Annotated in this window: 22 protein-coding genes; 12 read left to right on the top strand and 10 right to left on the bottom strand. The window is 53.9% G+C overall.

Annotated elements, in window-relative coordinates:
- The first annotated feature begins 56 nt into the window (after positions 1–56).
- From SIB68_RS11075 to SIB68_RS11060, 4 genes are read left to right on the top strand one after another with little or no spacing between them, the layout of a single operon-like run.
- Complete coding sequence (locus tag SIB68_RS11075) at positions 57–1346, top strand: FIST N-terminal domain-containing protein (RefSeq protein ID WP_063400862.1); 1290 nt, start codon at positions 57–59, stop codon at positions 1344–1346.
- A gap of 2 nt (positions 1347–1348) precedes the next feature.
- Entirely contained in the window at positions 1349–2056 is a 708-nt protein-coding gene (trmB, locus tag SIB68_RS11070; protein WP_063400863.1) for a tRNA (guanosine(46)-N7)-methyltransferase TrmB, read from the top strand.
- Positions 2056–3375, top strand: a complete 1320-nt coding sequence (locus tag SIB68_RS11065) for an IctB family putative bicarbonate transporter (RefSeq protein ID WP_063400864.1) — start codon at positions 2056–2058, stop codon at positions 3373–3375. Before trmB ends, SIB68_RS11065 begins: the two co-directional genes overlap by 1 nt.
- A complete protein-coding gene (locus tag SIB68_RS11060) occupies positions 3372–4334 on the top strand; it encodes an N-acetylglucosamine kinase (protein WP_063400865.1) in 963 nt (320 codons plus the stop codon). The genes SIB68_RS11065 and SIB68_RS11060 overlap by 4 nt, the downstream gene beginning before the upstream one ends.
- Here SIB68_RS11060 and glmM read toward each other — a convergent pair.
- A complete protein-coding gene (gene glmM, locus SIB68_RS11055; RefSeq protein WP_063400866.1) occupies positions 4321–5721 on the bottom strand; it encodes a phosphoglucosamine mutase in 1401 nt (466 codons plus the stop codon). The genes SIB68_RS11060 and glmM overlap by 14 nt on opposite strands.
- A gap of 62 nt (positions 5722–5783) precedes the next feature.
- Here glmM and SIB68_RS11050 point away from each other — a divergent pair, with 62 nt between their 5' ends.
- Together SIB68_RS11050 and SIB68_RS11045 are read left to right on the top strand one after the other, a co-directional pair.
- A complete protein-coding gene (locus SIB68_RS11050) occupies positions 5784–5966 on the top strand; it encodes a hypothetical protein (RefSeq protein ID WP_063400867.1) in 183 nt (60 codons plus the stop codon).
- An 88-nt stretch (positions 5967–6054) separates the two neighbouring features.
- The gene (locus SIB68_RS11045; RefSeq protein WP_063400868.1) at positions 6055–8088 is read left to right on the top strand and encodes a lytic transglycosylase domain-containing protein; all 2034 of its coding nucleotides are present in this window, start codon (positions 6055–6057) and stop codon (positions 8086–8088) included.
- On the opposite strand, the gene SIB68_RS11040 is transcribed toward SIB68_RS11045, so the two are convergent.
- Positions 8053–8547: a hypothetical protein gene (locus tag SIB68_RS11040; protein ID WP_081215552.1), complete on the bottom strand. Its 495-nt coding sequence runs from the start codon at positions 8545–8547 to the stop codon at positions 8053–8055. The genes SIB68_RS11045 and SIB68_RS11040 overlap by 36 nt on opposite strands.
- Before the next feature lie 116 nt (positions 8548–8663).
- Between SIB68_RS11040 and SIB68_RS11035 the strand changes: the two genes are divergently transcribed.
- The gene (locus SIB68_RS11035) at positions 8664–9230 is read left to right on the top strand and encodes a thioredoxin family protein (protein ID WP_063400870.1); all 567 of its coding nucleotides are present in this window, start codon (positions 8664–8666) and stop codon (positions 9228–9230) included.
- 604 nt (positions 9231–9834) lie between these two features.
- Here the strand turns inward: SIB68_RS11035 and SIB68_RS11030 are convergent.
- From SIB68_RS11030 to SIB68_RS11015, 4 genes are all read right to left on the bottom strand, one after another.
- Positions 9835–10212, bottom strand: a complete 378-nt coding sequence (locus tag SIB68_RS11030; RefSeq protein ID WP_236069079.1) for a hypothetical protein — start codon at positions 10210–10212, stop codon at positions 9835–9837.
- A gap of 27 nt (positions 10213–10239) precedes the next feature.
- Entirely contained in the window at positions 10240–10413 is a 174-nt protein-coding gene (locus tag SIB68_RS11025) for a hypothetical protein (protein WP_155724986.1), read from the bottom strand.
- Positions 10414–10509: 96 nt separating this feature from the next.
- Positions 10510–11103 carry a dCTP deaminase gene (gene dcd, locus SIB68_RS11020; RefSeq protein ID WP_011131195.1) on the bottom strand — a complete coding sequence of 198 codons (594 nt, stop codon included), beginning with the start codon at positions 11101–11103 and terminating at the stop codon, positions 10510–10512.
- A complete protein-coding gene (locus tag SIB68_RS11015; protein ID WP_063401132.1) occupies positions 11103–11717 on the bottom strand; it encodes a cob(I)yrinic acid a,c-diamide adenosyltransferase in 615 nt (204 codons plus the stop codon). The genes dcd and SIB68_RS11015 overlap by 1 nt, the downstream gene beginning before the upstream one ends.
- Before the next feature lie 141 nt (positions 11718–11858).
- Here SIB68_RS11015 and rph point away from each other — a divergent pair, with 141 nt between their 5' ends.
- From rph to SIB68_RS10995, 4 genes are all read left to right on the top strand, one after another.
- Complete coding sequence (gene rph / locus SIB68_RS11010) at positions 11859–12593, top strand: ribonuclease PH (protein ID WP_063400872.1); 735 nt, start codon at positions 11859–11861, stop codon at positions 12591–12593.
- Positions 12594–12667: 74 nt separating this feature from the next.
- Positions 12668–13402: a global nitrogen regulator NtcA gene (gene ntcA / locus SIB68_RS11005; protein WP_063400873.1), complete on the top strand. Its 735-nt coding sequence runs from the start codon at positions 12668–12670 to the stop codon at positions 13400–13402.
- 65 nt (positions 13403–13467) lie between these two features.
- Positions 13468–14673 carry a DUF3084 domain-containing protein gene (locus tag SIB68_RS11000; protein WP_063400874.1) on the top strand — a complete coding sequence of 402 codons (1206 nt, stop codon included), beginning with the start codon at positions 13468–13470 and terminating at the stop codon, positions 14671–14673.
- Positions 14670–15101, top strand: a complete 432-nt coding sequence (locus SIB68_RS10995; RefSeq protein WP_236069080.1) for a resolvase — start codon at positions 14670–14672, stop codon at positions 15099–15101. Before SIB68_RS11000 ends, SIB68_RS10995 begins: the two co-directional genes overlap by 4 nt.
- Here the strand turns inward: SIB68_RS10995 and SIB68_RS10990 are convergent.
- Genes SIB68_RS10990 through psbH form a run of 4 tightly spaced genes read right to left on the bottom strand, consistent with a single transcriptional unit; the run spans position 15085 to position 16468 of the window.
- The gene (locus SIB68_RS10990; RefSeq protein ID WP_063400876.1) at positions 15085–15342 is read right to left on the bottom strand and encodes a DUF3146 family protein; all 258 of its coding nucleotides are present in this window, start codon (positions 15340–15342) and stop codon (positions 15085–15087) included. The genes SIB68_RS10995 and SIB68_RS10990 overlap by 17 nt on opposite strands.
- Positions 15342–15962, bottom strand: coding sequence for an aminoacyl-tRNA hydrolase (gene pth / locus SIB68_RS10985; RefSeq protein ID WP_063400877.1), 621 nt, complete (start codon positions 15960–15962; stop codon positions 15342–15344). Before pth ends, SIB68_RS10990 begins: the two co-directional genes overlap by 1 nt.
- A 7-nt stretch (positions 15963–15969) precedes the next feature.
- Positions 15970–16245 (bottom strand): TatA/E family twin arginine-targeting protein translocase, encoded by a 276-nt coding sequence (locus SIB68_RS10980; RefSeq protein WP_063400878.1) that lies wholly within the window; start codon positions 16243–16245, stop codon positions 15970–15972.
- Between the two features lie 34 nt (positions 16246–16279).
- Positions 16280–16468 (bottom strand): photosystem II reaction center phosphoprotein PsbH, encoded by a 189-nt coding sequence (gene psbH / locus SIB68_RS10975; RefSeq protein WP_036913571.1) that lies wholly within the window; start codon positions 16466–16468, stop codon positions 16280–16282.
- Between the two features lie 87 nt (positions 16469–16555).
- On the opposite strand from psbH, the gene psbN reads away from it, so the two are divergent.
- Positions 16556–16699 (top strand): photosystem II reaction center protein PsbN, encoded by a 144-nt coding sequence (gene psbN / locus SIB68_RS10970; RefSeq protein ID WP_011827045.1) that lies wholly within the window; start codon positions 16556–16558, stop codon positions 16697–16699.

The following is a 16699-nucleotide window of genomic DNA, read 5'->3' as shown; positions in this document are numbered from 1 at the left end:
AAGGCGTCATTATCAATGCTGGCCTGAGTTCCGTCAGTGTTGTTAGGGTCCAATTCATGGAGCCCTTCTCTCCGCTCAATTGGTTCAGACGCAGCTCATCCCAGGCCAGCTGCCGAACGGCATTGTCCAGCCAACCCTCCCTTGAAGCTGCGGTCAACGAGGTGGCGGCAGCCCTGGCTGGGGGCAGCTCGGCCGATCTAGCACTCGTCTTTGCCTCCACCCACTACGCCAGCGATCTACAGCGATTGCTGCCTTTATTGCAGCGTCGACTGAAAGCAACCCACTGGTTGGGGTGTGCCGGTGGAGGCGTGATTGGCACCACAGCCAAAGGGAATGCCTCAGAACTAGAAAAAGAACCTGCTCTCAGCATCACCATGCTGCAGCTGCCAGGAGCCATTCTCAAGCCCTTCTGCCTTGAAACCCAGTCATTACCAGACCTAGATGGACCAGCTCAGCACTGGCAAGAATGGGTTGGCGCTGATCCTTTCAATGCCCGCAGCATGTTGCTGCTTGTGGATCCCAGCTCACGCTCCATCAATGATCTCATTAGCGGCCTGGATTACGCCTACCCAACCACGACCAAACTCGGTGGCATTGCAGGCCCTCATAATGCCCCTCATGGCTCCCTGTTCTTTGACGACCGCGTTGTCATGGGCGCCGTTGGCTGCAGCTTTGGGGGCGACTGGAATCTGGAAGTCGTGGTCGCACAGGGTTGCAAACCGATTGGTCCTGTGTTCGCCATTGAACAGGTGCAAAAAAATATTCTTTTGGAGCTCAGTCACGAAAACCAGCGGGACAGTCCGATGGCCTGCCTACAGCGAGTGATGGATGATCTCTCAGAAGAAGAACGAGAGATAGTCCGGCATTCACTTTTTTTAGGAATAGAACGACGGGATCTGGTGTTAGCAGGAACCGGAGCACCTCAGCCTCAAGGAGCTTTTTTGGTGAGGAACCTGATCGGAGTAGATCCCAAGAATGGTGCCGTTGCCGTCGCCGAGCAAATAAGAGCTGGCCAAAACGTGCAATTTCAGCTGCGGGAAGCTGAGGCCTCACGGCAAGAATCTGAGCAACTGCTCGGTGCCGCAAAAGAGCGCAATACCAGCCCCCCTCTCTTCGGCCTATTAATGGCTTGCCTCGGGCGAGGACATGGCCTCTACGGCGTACCCAATGGTGATGTACACATCGCACGCAAACTGATGGCAGAACTACCTATCGCTGGAGTGTTCTGCAACGGTGAAATCGGCCCTGCCGGAGGCGTTGGCGCTACCCACATTCACGGTTACACGGCCTGCTGGGGTTTGCTTAGGCATGACCCCTCTGCCTCGGAACCAGCCAAATCGGTCTAAGTGTGCGCCAGCACGTCAATCCCCTCAGCCGTTTCTTCCAACTTCCAAGGCCACTGCCAAGCCCGGAAGAAATGTTTGCGCAATCCAGCCGCCCTCTCCATCTCGACATCGGTTGTGCTCGAGGTGGCTTCCTGTTAAGCCTGGCTCCACTTCAACCAGAGTGGAATCATGTGGGTGTTGAGATTCGCCACCCGCTTGTGCTTTCAGCGGAAAGGGATCGCCAAGAACTCGAACTCGACAACCTCCGCTTCTTGTTCTGCAACGTCAATGTGAGCCTTGAGGAATGGCTTGATGCCCTGCCTAGAGATCAGCTGCAATGGGTGTCCATCCAGTTCCCAGACCCCTGGTTTAAACGTCGTCATCAGAAGCGCAGGGTGCTGCAACCCTCCCTGTTAATCGCCTTAGCAACAGCCCTGCAACCAGGCCGTGAACTCTTTATCCAGAGTGATGTGATGTCTGTTATCGAGCCGATGGTGATGCTGATTGAACAAAGCAACTGTTTCGAGCGTCCTAAAGATGCTTCCCACTCCTGGCAAAAGGCCAACCCACTACCCGTGCCGACGGAGCGAGAACGTTATGTGCTCAATCAGGGCCTACAGGTTTACCGCAGGCTCTACCAACGCAACGACCAACAAGCTCCTGAACTGTCCAACCTCGAAGCTTTATGGCAACAGGTCGATAATCCCAGTGCAGAAGATAGCGACTGCTGATGCCTAAGACTGCGGCCCCACAGCCCCTTCTACTGCGCTGGCAGGGACGCATTCCCTCTTCTAAGGCGATGCAAATGCGCCTGCAATGGATTGCGGGGTTGCTGTTGATGATGCTCCTAGCAACCCTGCCCATGCTGACTCGAACAGGGCTTGGACTAACAATCCTGGCAGCCGGAGCGTTATGGATCATCTGGGGCTGCGTGACACCAGCTGGCCGAATTGGAAGCATCAGTAGCTGGTTACTTGTGTTTCTCGCTATTGCATGTCTCGCTACAGGGTTCTCACCCGTTCCATTGGCAGCTGCCAAAGGATTGATCAAACTCATCAGCTACCTGGGGGTATACGCACTGATGCGACAGCTACTAGCCACCAGGAGCGACTGGTGGGATCGCCTGGTGGCTGCCCTACTAACCGGCGAACTGATCTCTTCTGTGATCGCAATCAGGCAGCTCTATGCCCCTGCTGAGGGAATGGCCCACTGGGCAGATCCCAATTCAGTGGCTGCAGGGACAGTGCGAATTTATGGTCCACTTGGTAATCCCAACCTGCTAGCCGGCTATCTCATACCCATCCTGCCGCTGGCCTTAGTAGCCCTACTGAGATGGCAAGGTTTGGGGGCAAAGCTTTACGCGATGGTCGCTCTAGGGCTTGGCATCACAGCAACCCTATTCAGCTTCAGCCGCGGAGGTTGGCTAGGCATGCTTTCCGCTCTAGCTGTGATTTTGGGGCTGCTGCTGTTGCGCAGTACCAGCCACTGGCCTCTCTTCTGGCGTCGGCTGCTGCCCCTAATCGTGATTGTTTTGGGCACAGCCATGTTGGTGATAGCAGCAACCCAGATTGAGCCCATCCGCACCCGAATCACAAGCTTGATCGCAGGGCGAAGTGACAGCTCTAACAACTTCCGCATCAACGTTTGGCTATCGAGCCTTGAAATGATTCAGGCACGCCCGTGGCTGGGTATTGGCCCTGGCAACGCTGCCTTCAACAGTATCTATCCACTCTTTCAACAGCCCAAATTCAACGCCCTAAGTGCCTACTCTGTTCCCCTGGAAATCCTTGTCGAAACCGGACTGCCTGGCCTCATTGCAAGTCTCGCTCTAGTAATCAGCAGCATGCGTAGGGGCCTCGCTGGCCTCAACTCAAACAATCCGCTGGCCCTCCCCGCTCTGGCAAGCCTGGCCGCCATGGCGGGGCTTGCGGTTCATGGCATCACAGATACCATTTTTTTTCGACCTGAGGTTCAACTCGTGGGCTGGTTCTGCCTCGCCACACTGGCCCAAACACAGCCAGAACAAAAACAACTCCAACAGACAGCGTGAACGGCCTTTTCCTTGCAGGCTTTGATGCAGGCCAAACCCAAACCCGATGCCGCCTAAGCCGCTGGCATCAAAATCAGTGGTTACCGATTGCAGAGGGCCTCGGCAGCGGGGTTATTCACCTACACGCCTCTGAAGGTGAAGAACGCTTTGAGAAAGCACTGCGAAGCAGCTTCAGCAAGGCTGTCGGCAATGCTGGATTGAGATCTGAAAAAGCTCTGATCTCTGCAGCGGCCGTCGGAGCAAGCGGAATAGAACATGACACCCCAATGCAAGAGCAAGCCCAGCAATTGCTCGCGCGTTGTCTAAAAATCCCATCAAACCAATGCCTAGCAACTGGGGATGAACGCACGGCCCTGCATGGGGCCTTCCCCCAAGACGCAGGCATTGTCCTGATCAGTGGCACCGGCATGATCTGCATCGGGCGAAATGATCAAGGAAAAGAACAACGCTGTGGCGGCTGGGGTTGGCTACTTGATGAGGGTGGCTCAGCTCAAAACCTCGGACAAAAGGGGCTACAGCTCAGCCTGCGCATGGCCGATGGCCGCATCCCCGATCGACCTCTACGCGAGAAACTCTGGCGCGCTCTCAATTGCTCATCGGCAACAGCTATCAAAGCCCTTGTGGTGCAGCCCAATTTCGGTGCTGCCGGGTTTGCTCAACTCGCGCCACTCGTCGTTGCAGAAGCCCAGGTAGGCGATAAGGATGCCATCGCGATCCTTGAACAATCAGCCCACTGCATCGCCGAAGCGATCACAGGAGTTGCCCAAAGCCTTGGGCTATCGGATCCCAAGATCTGTGGCAACGGCGGAGCCTTTGAACATCTACAACCCTTTCGCGAACTGATCGAGCAAGCTATTGCCAAGCGAATGCCTACTGCAAGCTGGATCAAAGGCCAGGGGGATGCCCTGGATGGTGCTCTGCAGCTTGCACTCCGCCAACTCAAACTCAACCCCGATTGAGGTATTGCTCGGCAAGGTCGGCCAACTGTGCTGTCCAGAACTCCACAGCAGCAGAATCCGCCGCTTCAATCATCACCCTTAACAACGGCTCCGTTCCACTTGCCCTTACCAAGACTCTGCCGTCTTCACCCATGGCTGCTTCTGCCGCCAAGACCGCCTCCTGCAGAGGCTCACAATGCTGCCAACCCATACGTCGTTCCAAATCAGGAACGCGCACATTGACCAACTTTTGTGGGAACGCCTGGAAACTCTGATCCAACCACTCACCAAGACTCAGCCCCCTGCCATGACAGAGAGTGGCAAGCTGCAAAGCAGTGAGCACACCGTCACCACAAAGGCCATGAGCTGCTGAAAGGATATGGCCAGACTGTTCACCACCTAAAGCCGCATTGCTCTCCACCATGGCGGCATAGACATGCTGATCACCTACCGGCGTGCGTTCAAGAATCCCACCTCTTTGCTGCCAAGCCCTCTCAAATCCAAGATTCGACATCACCGTAGCCACCAGCCTTTGTTGAGGTAAAGCCTGCTGATCCTGAAGGTCTGATCCCCAGAGGTAGAGCACATGGTCACCATCGACGACGCGACCCTGTCCATCCAAAGCCAGCATCCGATCAGCATCCCCATCAAAGGCAAAGCCCATGACCGCGCCGCGCTCAATCACAGCTCGACGCAACGGCTCGAGCTGGGTAGAACCACAACCGACATTGATGCGCCTTCCATCCGGTTCACCATGCAACACAGTGAGATCAGCCCCAAGGGCCGCAAACACCTCAGCACCACAGGCTGTTGCCGCTCCCCAGCAGAGATCAAGCACAATGGGCACGCCATCCAGGCGTTGATGTAGCACTGAAGAAAGCAGGGCATCGCGATAGTGGCTAAGAAGCTCGTCGCGCTGATAAGCAGGGCCGCAACTCGTGATCGTTGGTCGACCTTTGTCACCAATGGCCTCGCCGCGAAGCCCCGCTTCGATGAGACCCTGCTTGGCTGGGCTGAGTTTGGCACCATCGGCCCCAAACACCTTGATGCCATTGTCTTCAGGTGGGTTATGACTTGCTGAAACCATCAAACCGCCTGCAGCGCCAAGCTTGCGAATTAATCCAGGCACAGCGGGGGTGGGACATAGGCCCAAGGTCCACACTTCTCGACCTGCAGCGGTCAAACCAGCCGTCAATGCGGAGCACACCATGGCACCACTGCTACGGGAATCCATCCCGATCAACACCTGGCCTTGATCAGGCAACACCTGACCACACCAGTAGCCCACCTGCAAAATAAACGCAGGCGTCAGCAACGTTCCGACCCGACCGCGAATGCCATCTGTGCCGAAGCTGGCCTGGGCAGTCCCGAGGGGAACACCTAAGGGGTCAAGAGCAGCAAAGACCATCAGGTCTCAATAATGGACTGAAGATTAAAGGGCATGAGCCTGAGACTCAATCGAGAGGGGACATGATCAAAGACAGTCTCAACGCCACAAGCATTGGGGCCCAGAGCAAAGTGACGAGCTCAGGCACACTTCAAACCACAACCAAAGCCACAATCCATCAAGGCCGCAACTGCATTGGCCAAAGCCAGCGCAATCCCCCAACGAATCAGGCCGCTTCCGCAACGGGTGCACACTCAGAGCGCTGAGCCTGAGCAAGCGGCATAAATCCTTGCGAAGACTGCATCACACAACCGGACTTCATCGCCACAGAATGCCAACAGTTTCTGCTCTGGCGTGATCGCGAGCCCCTTTCGCGGATTCCCTCTACTCGGAGGTACAGCCGTACTCAGCTTGGCGGCAAGCCTCGCTGGGCAAGCCCTTTTAAAACCACAGCTCAAGCGACTTACGCCAAGAATGTCGCAAACAGAGCTCTGGCAGGCCTATCGCTGGTCAATCGATCCCCAGCAACGCCGAGATGCCTCATTGCTGCTCGTGAGCAAGACAAAAGGATCAACCCTTAGGCATCAGAGGCTGTTGGCCGGCCAAGGCTGGGGGAACAGCCCCTTAGCAGCCGTTGCCCTCAAGCTGCAAGCCCAAACAGCCGAGCGTCTTGGGGAAAAATCAAAGGCCAATCATCTTTGGCAAAGCCTGCTGAAACGTTTTCCAAACACGACGACGGCGGCTGATGCGTATTACAGCCTCGGGCGCCATAACCCTGAACTGCGACAGCAACTACTCCAGCAACATCCTGCTCATCCAGCGGCACTAGCCAGCGCAATTGAACTGGATACCAGCAACAGTCGCCATCAAAGAGCCATTCACCTCACGCGTTGGGGGGTCTTCTGGCCAGGTGCCGCAGAAGTCCTACTCAGCGCCTGCAGCGTTCCGGCAAGGAACGGACATTCAAACCAAGAGCGACAAGAACTAGCCCTTGGTCTTGCACAACTAGGCGACGGAAGAACAGCCCTGAGCTGCCTACAAGAACAACCCCCTGATCCTGCAACAGCTCTAGCCATTGGCCAGACACTGCTCCGAGGCAATAAGGAGGAACAACTCCAGGGCGAATCTCTGCTCTTGAAGCTGGCTCAAGACGATCCAGAGGCTGCTGAAAGCCCTAAAGCGGTGAGCCTCCTCAGTGAACCTCTTCATCCGAAGGCGACTCTGCTGGAGTCCTTGCCGCCTGCCCTTGCTGATCGTTCCCCCAGTGTGGCGGCAGCCCACGTACGCCTCGAGAATGGGAACCAAGCGGACGATGTGTTTCAACGCTGGCCTGATAGTCCTGCTAGCTGGCAACTGCAATGGGATCTGAGCCGAGACGCTCTGCTGAAAGAGGAATGGAACAAGGCCCAATCGATTCTCGAAAGCATCCCAACCCAAAAATTGCCGGAGCCCCTCGCCGCTAGGCAACAGTTCTGGATCGGATTCACTGCCTCCAAACAGGGTCGCAATCGAGAGGCCACCCAGATCTGGGAAAAGCTGCTCCGATCCCATCCCAATGGTTACTACACCTGGCGCGCCCAGGCACGCCTTGGTCGAGCTGATCTGCCTGCACTGCAAGGGCAAACCGTATCAATTTCGAACCCTGAGCTCCCATCCTGGACCCCACTAGGTAGTGGAGAAAAGCTTGTCAACGAACTCTGGCGACTTGGTCTCGCAATGGAGGCCTGGGAAACATGGCGGACTCTGAGGGTTGAAGTCGATCGCGCACAACATGATCCCAACACCAGGATGGTGGAAGGGCGGCTCAGGATGGCCGTCGGCGATGACTGGACGGGGCTAAGTCAGCTCTGGCGAACAAGCCTGCGACTCGTAGGAGAGGACTGCCACATACGCCAATTGCTCCATCAAAGCCAACATCCATATCGCTTTTTGCCTGAGATCAAAAAAGCGAGTCACCGCAGTGACGTCCGAGCTGAACTATTGCTGGCCATAACAAAGCAAGAATCACGCTTCTCGCCAGGCGTGGAGTCTCCAGTAGGCGCAATAGGGCTGATGCAACTGATGCCGGAAACAGCGGCAGAACTCAGCGATAACCCTCTAAACAAGCAAGTGCTGGCCACGCCTGAAACCAATATTGAACTTGGGGCCCGTTACCTAGCAATGCTGTTGAAGCAATGGCAAGGCAATCCATGGCTGACAGTGGGCAGTTACAACGCCGGGCCCGCTGCAGTAGCCAACTGGCTAACCCCAGAACTGGCTGCAGACCCTGAGCTCTGGGTGGAACGAATCCCTTACCCAGAGACACGCCTGTATACAAAAAAGGTTCTCGGCAACCTCTGGAGCTATTTAGGCCTAGCCAGCCAAAAGCTCTGCGAGACTGGGATGTAAAGGCGTAGAGATCTGCTGGCCAATCCATATCCCGCCAAGCAAAATCAACCCCAGAGCAATCGCCATCACAACCGGTGGTGGCACCACACGAATGCGAGTGAGATCCAAGCGCGCAAGCAATACCGCAGAAGCAAGGATGAGAACATCCGCAAGCAAGCTCAGGTGAAGTAGGTACAGGCCAGCGGTGATCACCAACAACAAAACCACCAGCAAACTGATTGCACGATTGGCAGCCATCAGCAAGGAGACCTGATGCAAGATCAGATCCGGCATCGTGCAAACCACGACCAACACGACCGCCTGAAGGACCTCAACAATCCAGAAGAGCTCAACATCAATGCCGAGGCTGTCTATCTGCTCAGACTGAAGCAACGACCAATGGTTGCCCATAACGACCGCCACCCCAAAGAGCAACAGCAACGAAGGGGCACGAAAAGGCACAACGAGGAGACGCAGCATCAGCATCAGCCTCAACGAATCGTGAAAAGACGCTTCACTTCTGAACAGTTAGCCCATTGAAGCGAGCAACAACAACAAAACAGACCTGCCAAAGTGCAACGAGAATCTTGCCCATCATGACCGGAAGTTCCCCGTCTTCCACTCTCGGCAAAGGCCAAAGGTTGATACTGCTATTCACAGCATTGGGATTAGCAGTCGTTCTTTTCCTGCTGCGAGGCGGCCTCAATGCTGAGGCTCCGCTGGAGCAACTGGCACGACGCTCCCTCGACCCAGATGTCGCACTCACCAATAGTCGACCGACCGTGATCGAATTTTATGCCGACTGGTGTCAAGCCTGTCGTGAAATGGCCCCAGCCATGCTCACAACTGAGCGCAACAACGAAAACCAGCTCGACGTTGTGCTGGTAAACGTCGACAACCCACGCTGGCAAGACCTAGTCGATCGCTACGACGTCAACGGTATTCCCCAGCTGAACTTTTTCAATAACAAAGGTGAACTGCAAGGTCTATCGCTGGGTGCACGCACACAAGAACAACTACAGCAATTAACTGACGCTCTGATTCAAAACCAACCCCTACCCAAGTTCGCCGGAGTAGGCGCTATCAGCAGCCTGAATGCATCACAAGAACGAACTGAGAAGCAAAACGATTTAGAGGCCATTGGGCCAATGAGCCATGGCTAAGCAAAAATCAAAGAATAATCAACATCAATAACACGAAGAGCCACTGCATGAGCTCTTAAACCATCAATTAATATAATTATATCAACTAAACAGATCAAGCAGAATATCACTATCAACCTCCAACTAACACTCTAGTCGCATAAGGCCAAAACAAGATATCGCAAGTAGCCTATGGACCATAATACTAAAAGAGATCTTGCTATAGCGAAGCATTTAAAGTGCTTTCTTATTCCTCCTCAGTAGTTTTTATCGCGAGCAAATTCTACCTAATAGGCCAGACGAATGACCACTACTTCCTAGCTAGCCGACCCCAGTTTCTCACTGGCAGTACCACCAATGTCACAAGAGACACTCCCCCTTGGCAGTTTTCCTTCGCAGAGAGCGACTTAATGCGGCAAGCCAGCAGCAAAGATCAATAAGTTAAACAGCTGAGGTGATCTTTAGGCACCTTGTTACACTTAGCGCTAAAAGCTCATTAGGAAATATCCCAATCCCTAAACAATAGCAAGTTTCTTTTTCTAGCCAAATTCTTCTTATATCTAGGACTGATTTGCGAATAAACCATTTAGGCATTTAACCAAATAAATAGAATCAATTCCCTTATCTAGGAAATCTCTAACTTTCTAAGGCCAGGCAAAAGCAAAATCCCTATTGCAAGATGAATAAATACTCCTGGCCACAAAAGAACACCAGTTACATCTTGGCTCACACCAATAGACGTTAACAAAAGTCCAACAGCAATATTATAATAACAAAGAGATCTTCTCGGATTTTGCATCGGCGCATGGCTTGATGCTTCCCAGCACGCCCCGCCAAGAGCAATGATTGCCAATGCAAATAATCTTGCAATACCTACCTGTTCAGTGACTAGCATATAACCAAAAAGTAGTGAACAAAATTTAATAGGCAGAAGAAGAGCAAAAATCCCACCAAGAATTTCAAAACCCGCAGAAAACCTGAACAGCAAAGAAGTCCGTCTCATGGAATTAAATTGCAAAAAATCTCATCTTTAACCTTGAAGCAGGCCAATACTGAACACCAAAACTCCTACACAAGCGGCGAGAACGACCGCACTCACCCAAAAGACAAAAGAGTTGCCAAACTGTCCCCATCCACCAAGATAGTCGCCTGAGGTATTCACCTCCACCTCAGGAGGTGCTGACTTTGGCTGCTTGTCTGACATAAGTGGGGGAGGAGATCAGTATCTTCACTCTATCAATGCCTACAAAATCAAAAAGATCTGTTGAATGCATGTCTGCTCTCAACAGATCTTTTTCGGTCAAATCCTGGCGAGAGTGACGCGTTCTGGCTGATGTTGATATTTACCCTGGCGATCGCTGTAGGTGGTATCGCAGGGATCACCCTCGAAGAAAAGAAGCTGACAAATGCCTTCATTGGCATAGATACGGCAATCAGCTCCAGAGCTATTGCTGAATTCAAGCGTGAGATGCCCTTCCCAACTGGCTTCGGCGGGAGTCGTATTAACGATGATGCCAAGGCGGGCATAGGTACTCTTGCCTAAACAAATTACAGTGATATTTGATGGCACCTTCATCTTCTCCAACGCCACACCTAGACCATAAGAATGAGCCGGCAGGATGAAATACTCGCCATCCTCATCCTGATGCAAAGGGGTGGATTCGAGATTTGCAGGATTAAATCGCTTCGGATTCATCACCGTGCCTGGTACATGGCGAAAGATCAAAAACTCCTTCGCAGAGAGCCTTAGGTCATAACCAAAGGAAGAACAGCCAAAGCTAAGTACAGGCCTTTGATGCTGCTCAGGATCAAGATGTCGAATCAATCCGGCTTGAAAGGGTTCAAGCATCCCTGCTGCGGCCTGTTCGGTGATCCAACGGTCGTTTTTAAGCATTAGAAACCACGACGCAACTCAGTGACCTGATCAGCCATTGCCATCAGGATCGATGGCATGACTGAGCCAGTCAAGATGACATCCATCGACCCGGGGCGATGTTCCAGAGTTGTTAACACATCAGCTTCATCGAGATAACCAAGAGCAATCGCCAGACCAACCTCATCCAACACCATTTGATCCAAATCACTCGCCAAGATGCGATCCCGACATTCCTGCCAAATGGCCTCCACGGCCTCAGGCGCACTGGAGTCAACGGCAAGCGTTGAAGCAGGCTCAGACAGACAGCCAGGAACCGCCGGGCGCAGCCACTCAAGTCGCCCACATAGGCGCACACACCCATTTGGGCCTTGGTCTACTCCTCCCTTGAGGAACTGAGCCACCATCACACGACTTCCCAGCCCAGCCGTTCTTAACGCCTGACTCAAGACAACAGAAAAACTGCCTCGATAGGGCGCTGTATAAACCTGAAGCTGCCCTTCAGGAGCTACCAGATGCAGCAGACGCCTATCAGCAACTGCTACCAAAGACCGACTCCCATCACTCTCCTGCGAGCGTTGGTCCGTCATGCACGGATCCACGGAGCGATGGCTAGGGCTCAGGCTGGCAGTCATAAAAATCTCAATCGCCCCGACAAAACCAGCAGAAATCAAATGTAGCGGTGGGGAGCTGCTTAACAAGGCTCTTGACACTATCCATGGTGTAAAAGCACCTGTTTCTGCCAGGCTCAGGTCATCTCACCCACCAACAGCACGATGCTCACATCCCCCCAGCCACGTGCTGACGGCCGCCTTGCTGACGTGATGCGGCCGCTTCAGATCAAATGGGATCCAATGGGCTTTGCCCTCAGTTCCTTAATCATCCGCACTGGTCGCACCGCAGTGCTCTGCAGTGTTTGCGTTGAAGAAGGTGTACCCCGCTGGCGCAAAGGCCAAGGCAAAGGCTGGCTCAGCGCCGAGTACCGCCTTCTCCCTGGGTCTACACCGCAAAGACAGAACCGTGAACTGCTCAAGCTTTCCGGCCGCACTCAAGAAATTCAACGCCTCATTGGCCGCAGCCTGCGCGCCGTGCTCGACATGGCCGCTCTTGGGGAAACCACCCTGCGAATTGATTGTGACGTCATTCAGGCTGATGCAGGCACACGTACAGCCTCCATCACCGGCGCTTGGATCGCCTTAAAACGAGGCTGCGATCGCTTGCTGGAACAAGGCCTGCTCACGCATCAACCCGTCATCGACCAAGTTGCTGCAGTATCCGTTGGTTTAGTTGATAGTTATCCCCTTCTCGACCTCGACTACAGCGAAGACTCCAGGGCTGATGTGGATCTAAACGTAGTAATGGGCTCCAATGGGCACCTATTGGAGCTGCAGGGCACCGCTGAAGGGGCTCCATTCAGCAGGAATCAACTCAACGACTTGCTGAATCTGGCAGAACCCGGCCTACAAAATCTACAAGCCTTCCAACGTTCGGCGTTAATGCAAGAAGACTAAAAAACGTCACCATTGCTACATGGTGGTGGAGGTCCACTACCTAACTTCATATTTCTGCCGTTTGCTGCGCAGCCATGACCGGCGTCATCCGCGGCTTCAGCCGTTACGCCCAGCAACCCTATGTTCAAGGGTCCGGAAGCATGGCCAACTCGCCTGCTCCAACCCAGAAAACCCTGCTGGAAGTCATCCGTGAACTGGATGGCGCCAGCAACGAAATGGTGGAGCGTTCCAAAACCATCTTCTTTCCTGGCGATCCTGCCGAAAAGGTTTATCTCATTCGACGCGGCGCCGTTCGGCTATCTCGGGTCTATGAATCTGGTGAAGAGATCACCGTGGCATTACTGCGTGAAAACAGCCTATTTGGCGTGCTCTCTCTGATCACAGGCCATCGCTCGGACCGTTTTTATCACTCCGTAGCCTTCACCCGAGTGGAAATGATCACAGCGCCAGCGACCTCAGTTCGCCAGGCGATCGAAAACGACACCAGCGTGGGGTTACTTCTGCTGCAGGGTCTCTCGAGTCGGATCTTGCAAACCGAGACCATGATCGAGACCCTCACTCACCGCGACATGTCATCAAGGCTTGTGAGTTTCCTACTAGTCCTCTGCCGGGATTTCGGGGTTCCAGGGGCACAAGGAATCACCATTGACCTACGCCTCTCACATCAGTCCATCGCTGAAGCAATCGGCTCGACTCGCGTCACCATTACTCGCCTGTTGGGAGACCTGCGCAATTCAGGTCTAGTGCAAATCGATCGCAAGAAAATCACCGTTCTTGATCCGATTGCCCTTGCTAAAAAATTCAACTGATCCCCGTCCCAGTCCAGGATGGTGAAACGGGTTGACACTATTCCTGATCCCACCCGCCCATTGTCGTGACCGGCTGGCTGCTGATCCTCTCCCTACTCGTCCTCGGTGGTGTGCTCTCCACCCTCGGCGATCGACTTGGCAGCCGAGTAGGCAAAGCAAGGCTGAGCCTTTTCAATCTCAGACCGCGAAGGACAGCCGTATTCATAACCGTTCTCACTGGCAGCCTGATTAGCGCACTGTCCCTAGGACTGATGCTGCTGGTCAGTCGACAACTGCGAGTAGGACTTTTTGAACTGGATGACCTTCAGGCCAAACTCCAACAAAGCCGCGATGCCCTCAATTCAAGTCGGTCGGCCCAGTTCAATGCCGAGCTTGATCTCAAGCAGGCCAGGTCGGACAGCAATCAGGTTCAGAATGAACTAAAGGAAGCCAAAAAGCGAGCTGCCGCCCTTCGCAACGAACTCGCACCACTACAACAACAAAGACAACAGCTCGAAGCGGAACGAGCTCGTCTCAGTCGCGACATTTCCAAAAAAGATGCCGACATCCGCCGAACGGAAGTTGAACTAGCCAATGTTCGCAGCAGAATTAGCGCGGCTGAAAAAGAACTGAGGCAGCTCGAGACCAACCTCATTGCCTTACGTCGAGGGGATGTTGTGCTGAGCAGTGGGCAGCAACTTGCCGCAGCCACCCTGCGGCTCGACAACCCCAGCCAGGCGAAAGCCGTCATCGACCGCCTACTTCAGGAAGCAAACCTGGAGGCTTTTCGGCGCGTACGTCCCGGTGAAGAAGCCAATCGACAGATCCTGCTCGTGCCACGCACCGATATCAACCGCATCGAACAGATCATCCGAAAGCCAGGCACCTGGGTGGTCTATGTGCGCTCTGCCGCAAATGTGTTGCGTGGGGAGAACGTGGTGTATGCCTTCCCGGATGCTCGCCAAAATATCAACATCGTCCGACAAGGCGAAGTCCTCGCACGAACGACTCTTGACCAAAATGAGAAGAGCACCGAAACCGTACGCAACCGACTTAGGCTCCTGCTTGCATCAACTCTGGCAGAGGTAAAAAGACGCGGATCCCTCAGTTCAGGACTGCAGTTCGATGGCAGTGAAATGAACCGGCTCGGCCAGGCATTACTGAACCGCTCTAAAGAGCGGATTGAGCTAGAAGCCGTGGCAATCCGCAATAGCGATACGGCCGATCCAGTAGCAGTTATCCTGCAGCCCGTGGGTGGTCCTTGGACAAAGATTCCCGAAGACAAACCATGACAAAGCTTGTGGCCGTAGATCCTGGCCGCAATAAATGTGGATTAGTGCTTGCAGACACAGCAACAAGTACTGTGCTTGAGGGGAAAGTGGTGGCCGCAGCCGCTGTGCTCGACCTCATCATTCATTGGCAAAACCAAGCGCCCTTAGAAGGCATCTTGATCGGCAACGGCACCAGCAGTGAATACTGGCAGCACCTTCTGCTGCAAATTGCCCCCTTGCATGTGGTCGAAGAACGTGGAAGCACACTGCGCGCCCGCCATCGCTATTGGGAGCTATGGCCCCCAAGCAACTGGCGCCGCTGGCTACCCCGAGGAATGATCCTGCCTCCCCATCATCTGGACGCCATAGCCGCAATGGTGTTGCTTGAAGACCACCTCGGGCAACAACTCCTTTGGCCCGAACCACCCAACTTCAGAATCGGGCCCTAACAGTGAACATGTAATCCCCACCAGGCTCAAGATGGTAGTCAGCCTTAACCAGGAAGCGCAATAAAGCATCCTCAATAAGTGCTCGCCCAAGAGAGGGTTCCACTTTCAGTTCACCCCGATCGAAAGCCCAGCTGAACTGCCACTGAAACCCCCCAGCCGAGACCTCCCCATCCAAGCGTTGGTCGGCAAAGCTTTGCCGGTGTACACAGAGGCGAGCTGTGGTGACAGGGAAATGACTCATCAGCAGGCAGAACAACCCTCCGGTTGAAAAGCATTGAGACGATTACCTGCCCGTTCCAACCCAAGGCACTCAATCAGATCCAAACCGATCAGCACCTCATCAAGCACTTGATCGACTAGGAGGCTCTCCTGCCGACTAAACACCCCGAGCACATGCGAGACGGTTCGAGCTCTTCGTTCCTCAGAGGTACAACCTGGAGCACCGATCCCGATCCGCAGACGACAAAAATCCTGAGTCCCCAGATATTTAATCGCGCTGCGCAAACCATTGTGACCTCCTGCACTTCCCTGAGCGCGAAGCCGCAGTCGACCCAAAGGCAAATCCATGTCATCTACAAGCACCAGCAACTGATCAACCTCCAAGCCAAACCAATCGATGGCTGCACGAATCGCCCGACCACTTTCATTCATATAAGTCTCAGGCATCAGCAATCGAACCCTTGCTGACCCAACCCCCACTTCCGCCATCAGTCCATGGAACTTTGTTTGCGACCGGAAACTGACTGACTTCTGCCCAGCCAACTTATCGAGGGCCATGAAGCCGATGTTGTGACGGGTACCGACATACTTTGAGCCTGGATTACCTAGGCCTACCAATAGACGTAAACGACCCGGCCTCATACCACTCTCAGCTGGCGGGAGGGTTTTTAGCCTCCTGAGGGGTTTCACTTATTGCATTGGTGTCTTGCTGCTTGGACTCTTCAGTCGCAGCCTGTTCGATGGGCTCAGGTTCTGCCATCGTTTTATGAATCTCGCGCTCAAATTCCTTTGAGGCCGCCTGGAAACCTTTCAAGGTTTTACCAAGGGTGCGACCAAACTCTGGAAGTCGTTTAGGTCCAAATACAAGCAGTGCTATGGCGCCGATAACCGCCATCTCGGGGAGACCGATGCCAAACACATTCATAGGCGAACCTCAGCCCAGCAGAGCCGAGGACAATCTATTCAAAGCTGATGCTTTGGAGGAGAAGCGACTGGTTGTAGATCTGCAAGATGGTCACCATGAAAATCAGCAACATGAAGCCGATCCCAGCCATCACTGGGGTAGTCCCCCAACCTGGCACTACCTTGCCAGGGGCGTAGCCGGGTAGAGATTTGATCAGATTTCCCAGACGGGTGCTTTGAGCCATAACGGAGCTTCGGTCTCGGATGGTGATGAAGCATGCCTACTGTAATGGTCATAGTCCGCATACGGACTAATCCTGTCGAGAGATGTGATGGAAAACTCCTCTTCCGAGACCTACTCCCTGCTCATTGCCATGGTCACCATCACCTTCGGACTGACCGGATACGGGCTCTACACAGCTTTTGGCCCTCCCTCAAAAGAACTCGAAGACCCCTTTGAAGAACACGAAGACTAA

This window comes from Prochlorococcus sp. MIT 1323 (genome assembly GCF_047304905.1).
GTDB lineage: Bacteria > Cyanobacteriota > Cyanobacteriia > PCC-6307 > Cyanobiaceae > Prochlorococcus > Prochlorococcus marinus_D.
The sequence above is the reverse complement of the archived record's forward strand: the minus strand, read 5'-3'. Positions and strand labels throughout refer to the sequence as shown.

What these genes read in the sequence shown, in the direction of transcription:
- SIB68_RS11075 (WP_063400862.1), top strand. Translation starts at nt 57, where the DNA reads ATGGAGCCCTTCTCTCCGCTCAATTGGTTCAGACGCAGCTCATCCCAG.
- glmM (WP_063400866.1), bottom strand. Translation starts at nt 5,721, where the DNA reads ATGGTCTTTGCTGCTCTTGACCCCTTAGGTGTTCCCCTCGGGACTGCC.
- SIB68_RS11040 (WP_081215552.1), bottom strand. Translation starts at nt 8,547, where the DNA reads ATGCTGCGTCTCCTCGTTGTGCCTTTTCGTGCCCCTTCGTTGCTGTTG.
- SIB68_RS11025 (WP_155724986.1), bottom strand. Translation starts at nt 10,413, where the DNA reads ATGTCAGACAAGCAGCCAAAGTCAGCACCTCCTGAGGTGGAGGTGAAT.
- SIB68_RS11050 (WP_063400867.1), top strand. Translation starts at nt 5,784, where the DNA reads ATGATCAAAGACAGTCTCAACGCCACAAGCATTGGGGCCCAGAGCAAA.
- SIB68_RS10995 (WP_236069080.1), top strand. Translation starts at nt 14,670, where the DNA reads ATGACAAAGCTTGTGGCCGTAGATCCTGGCCGCAATAAATGTGGATTA.
- psbH (WP_036913571.1), bottom strand. Translation starts at nt 16,468, where the DNA reads ATGGCTCAAAGCACCCGTCTGGGAAATCTGATCAAATCTCTACCCGGC.
- SIB68_RS11015 (WP_063401132.1), bottom strand. Translation starts at nt 11,717, where the DNA reads ATGACTGCCAGCCTGAGCCCTAGCCATCGCTCCGTGGATCCGTGCATG.
- pth (WP_063400877.1), bottom strand. Translation starts at nt 15,962, where the DNA reads ATGAGGCCGGGTCGTTTACGTCTATTGGTAGGCCTAGGTAATCCAGGC.
- ntcA (WP_063400873.1), top strand. Translation starts at nt 12,668, where the DNA reads ATGACCGGCGTCATCCGCGGCTTCAGCCGTTACGCCCAGCAACCCTAT.
- rph (WP_063400872.1), top strand. Translation starts at nt 11,859, where the DNA reads ATGCTCACATCCCCCCAGCCACGTGCTGACGGCCGCCTTGCTGACGTG.
- psbN (WP_011827045.1), top strand. Translation starts at nt 16,556, where the DNA reads ATGGAAAACTCCTCTTCCGAGACCTACTCCCTGCTCATTGCCATGGTC.
- SIB68_RS10990 (WP_063400876.1), bottom strand. Translation starts at nt 15,342, where the DNA reads ATGAGTCATTTCCCTGTCACCACAGCTCGCCTCTGTGTACACCGGCAA.
- SIB68_RS11035 (WP_063400870.1), top strand. Translation starts at nt 8,664, where the DNA reads ATGACCGGAAGTTCCCCGTCTTCCACTCTCGGCAAAGGCCAAAGGTTG.
- SIB68_RS10980 (WP_063400878.1), bottom strand. Translation starts at nt 16,245, where the DNA reads ATGAATGTGTTTGGCATCGGTCTCCCCGAGATGGCGGTTATCGGCGCC.
- SIB68_RS11065 (WP_063400864.1), top strand. Translation starts at nt 2,056, where the DNA reads ATGCCTAAGACTGCGGCCCCACAGCCCCTTCTACTGCGCTGGCAGGGA.
- dcd (WP_011131195.1), bottom strand. Translation starts at nt 11,103, where the DNA reads ATGCTTAAAAACGACCGTTGGATCACCGAACAGGCCGCAGCAGGGATG.
- SIB68_RS11030 (WP_236069079.1), bottom strand. Translation starts at nt 10,212, where the DNA reads ATGAGACGGACTTCTTTGCTGTTCAGGTTTTCTGCGGGTTTTGAAATT.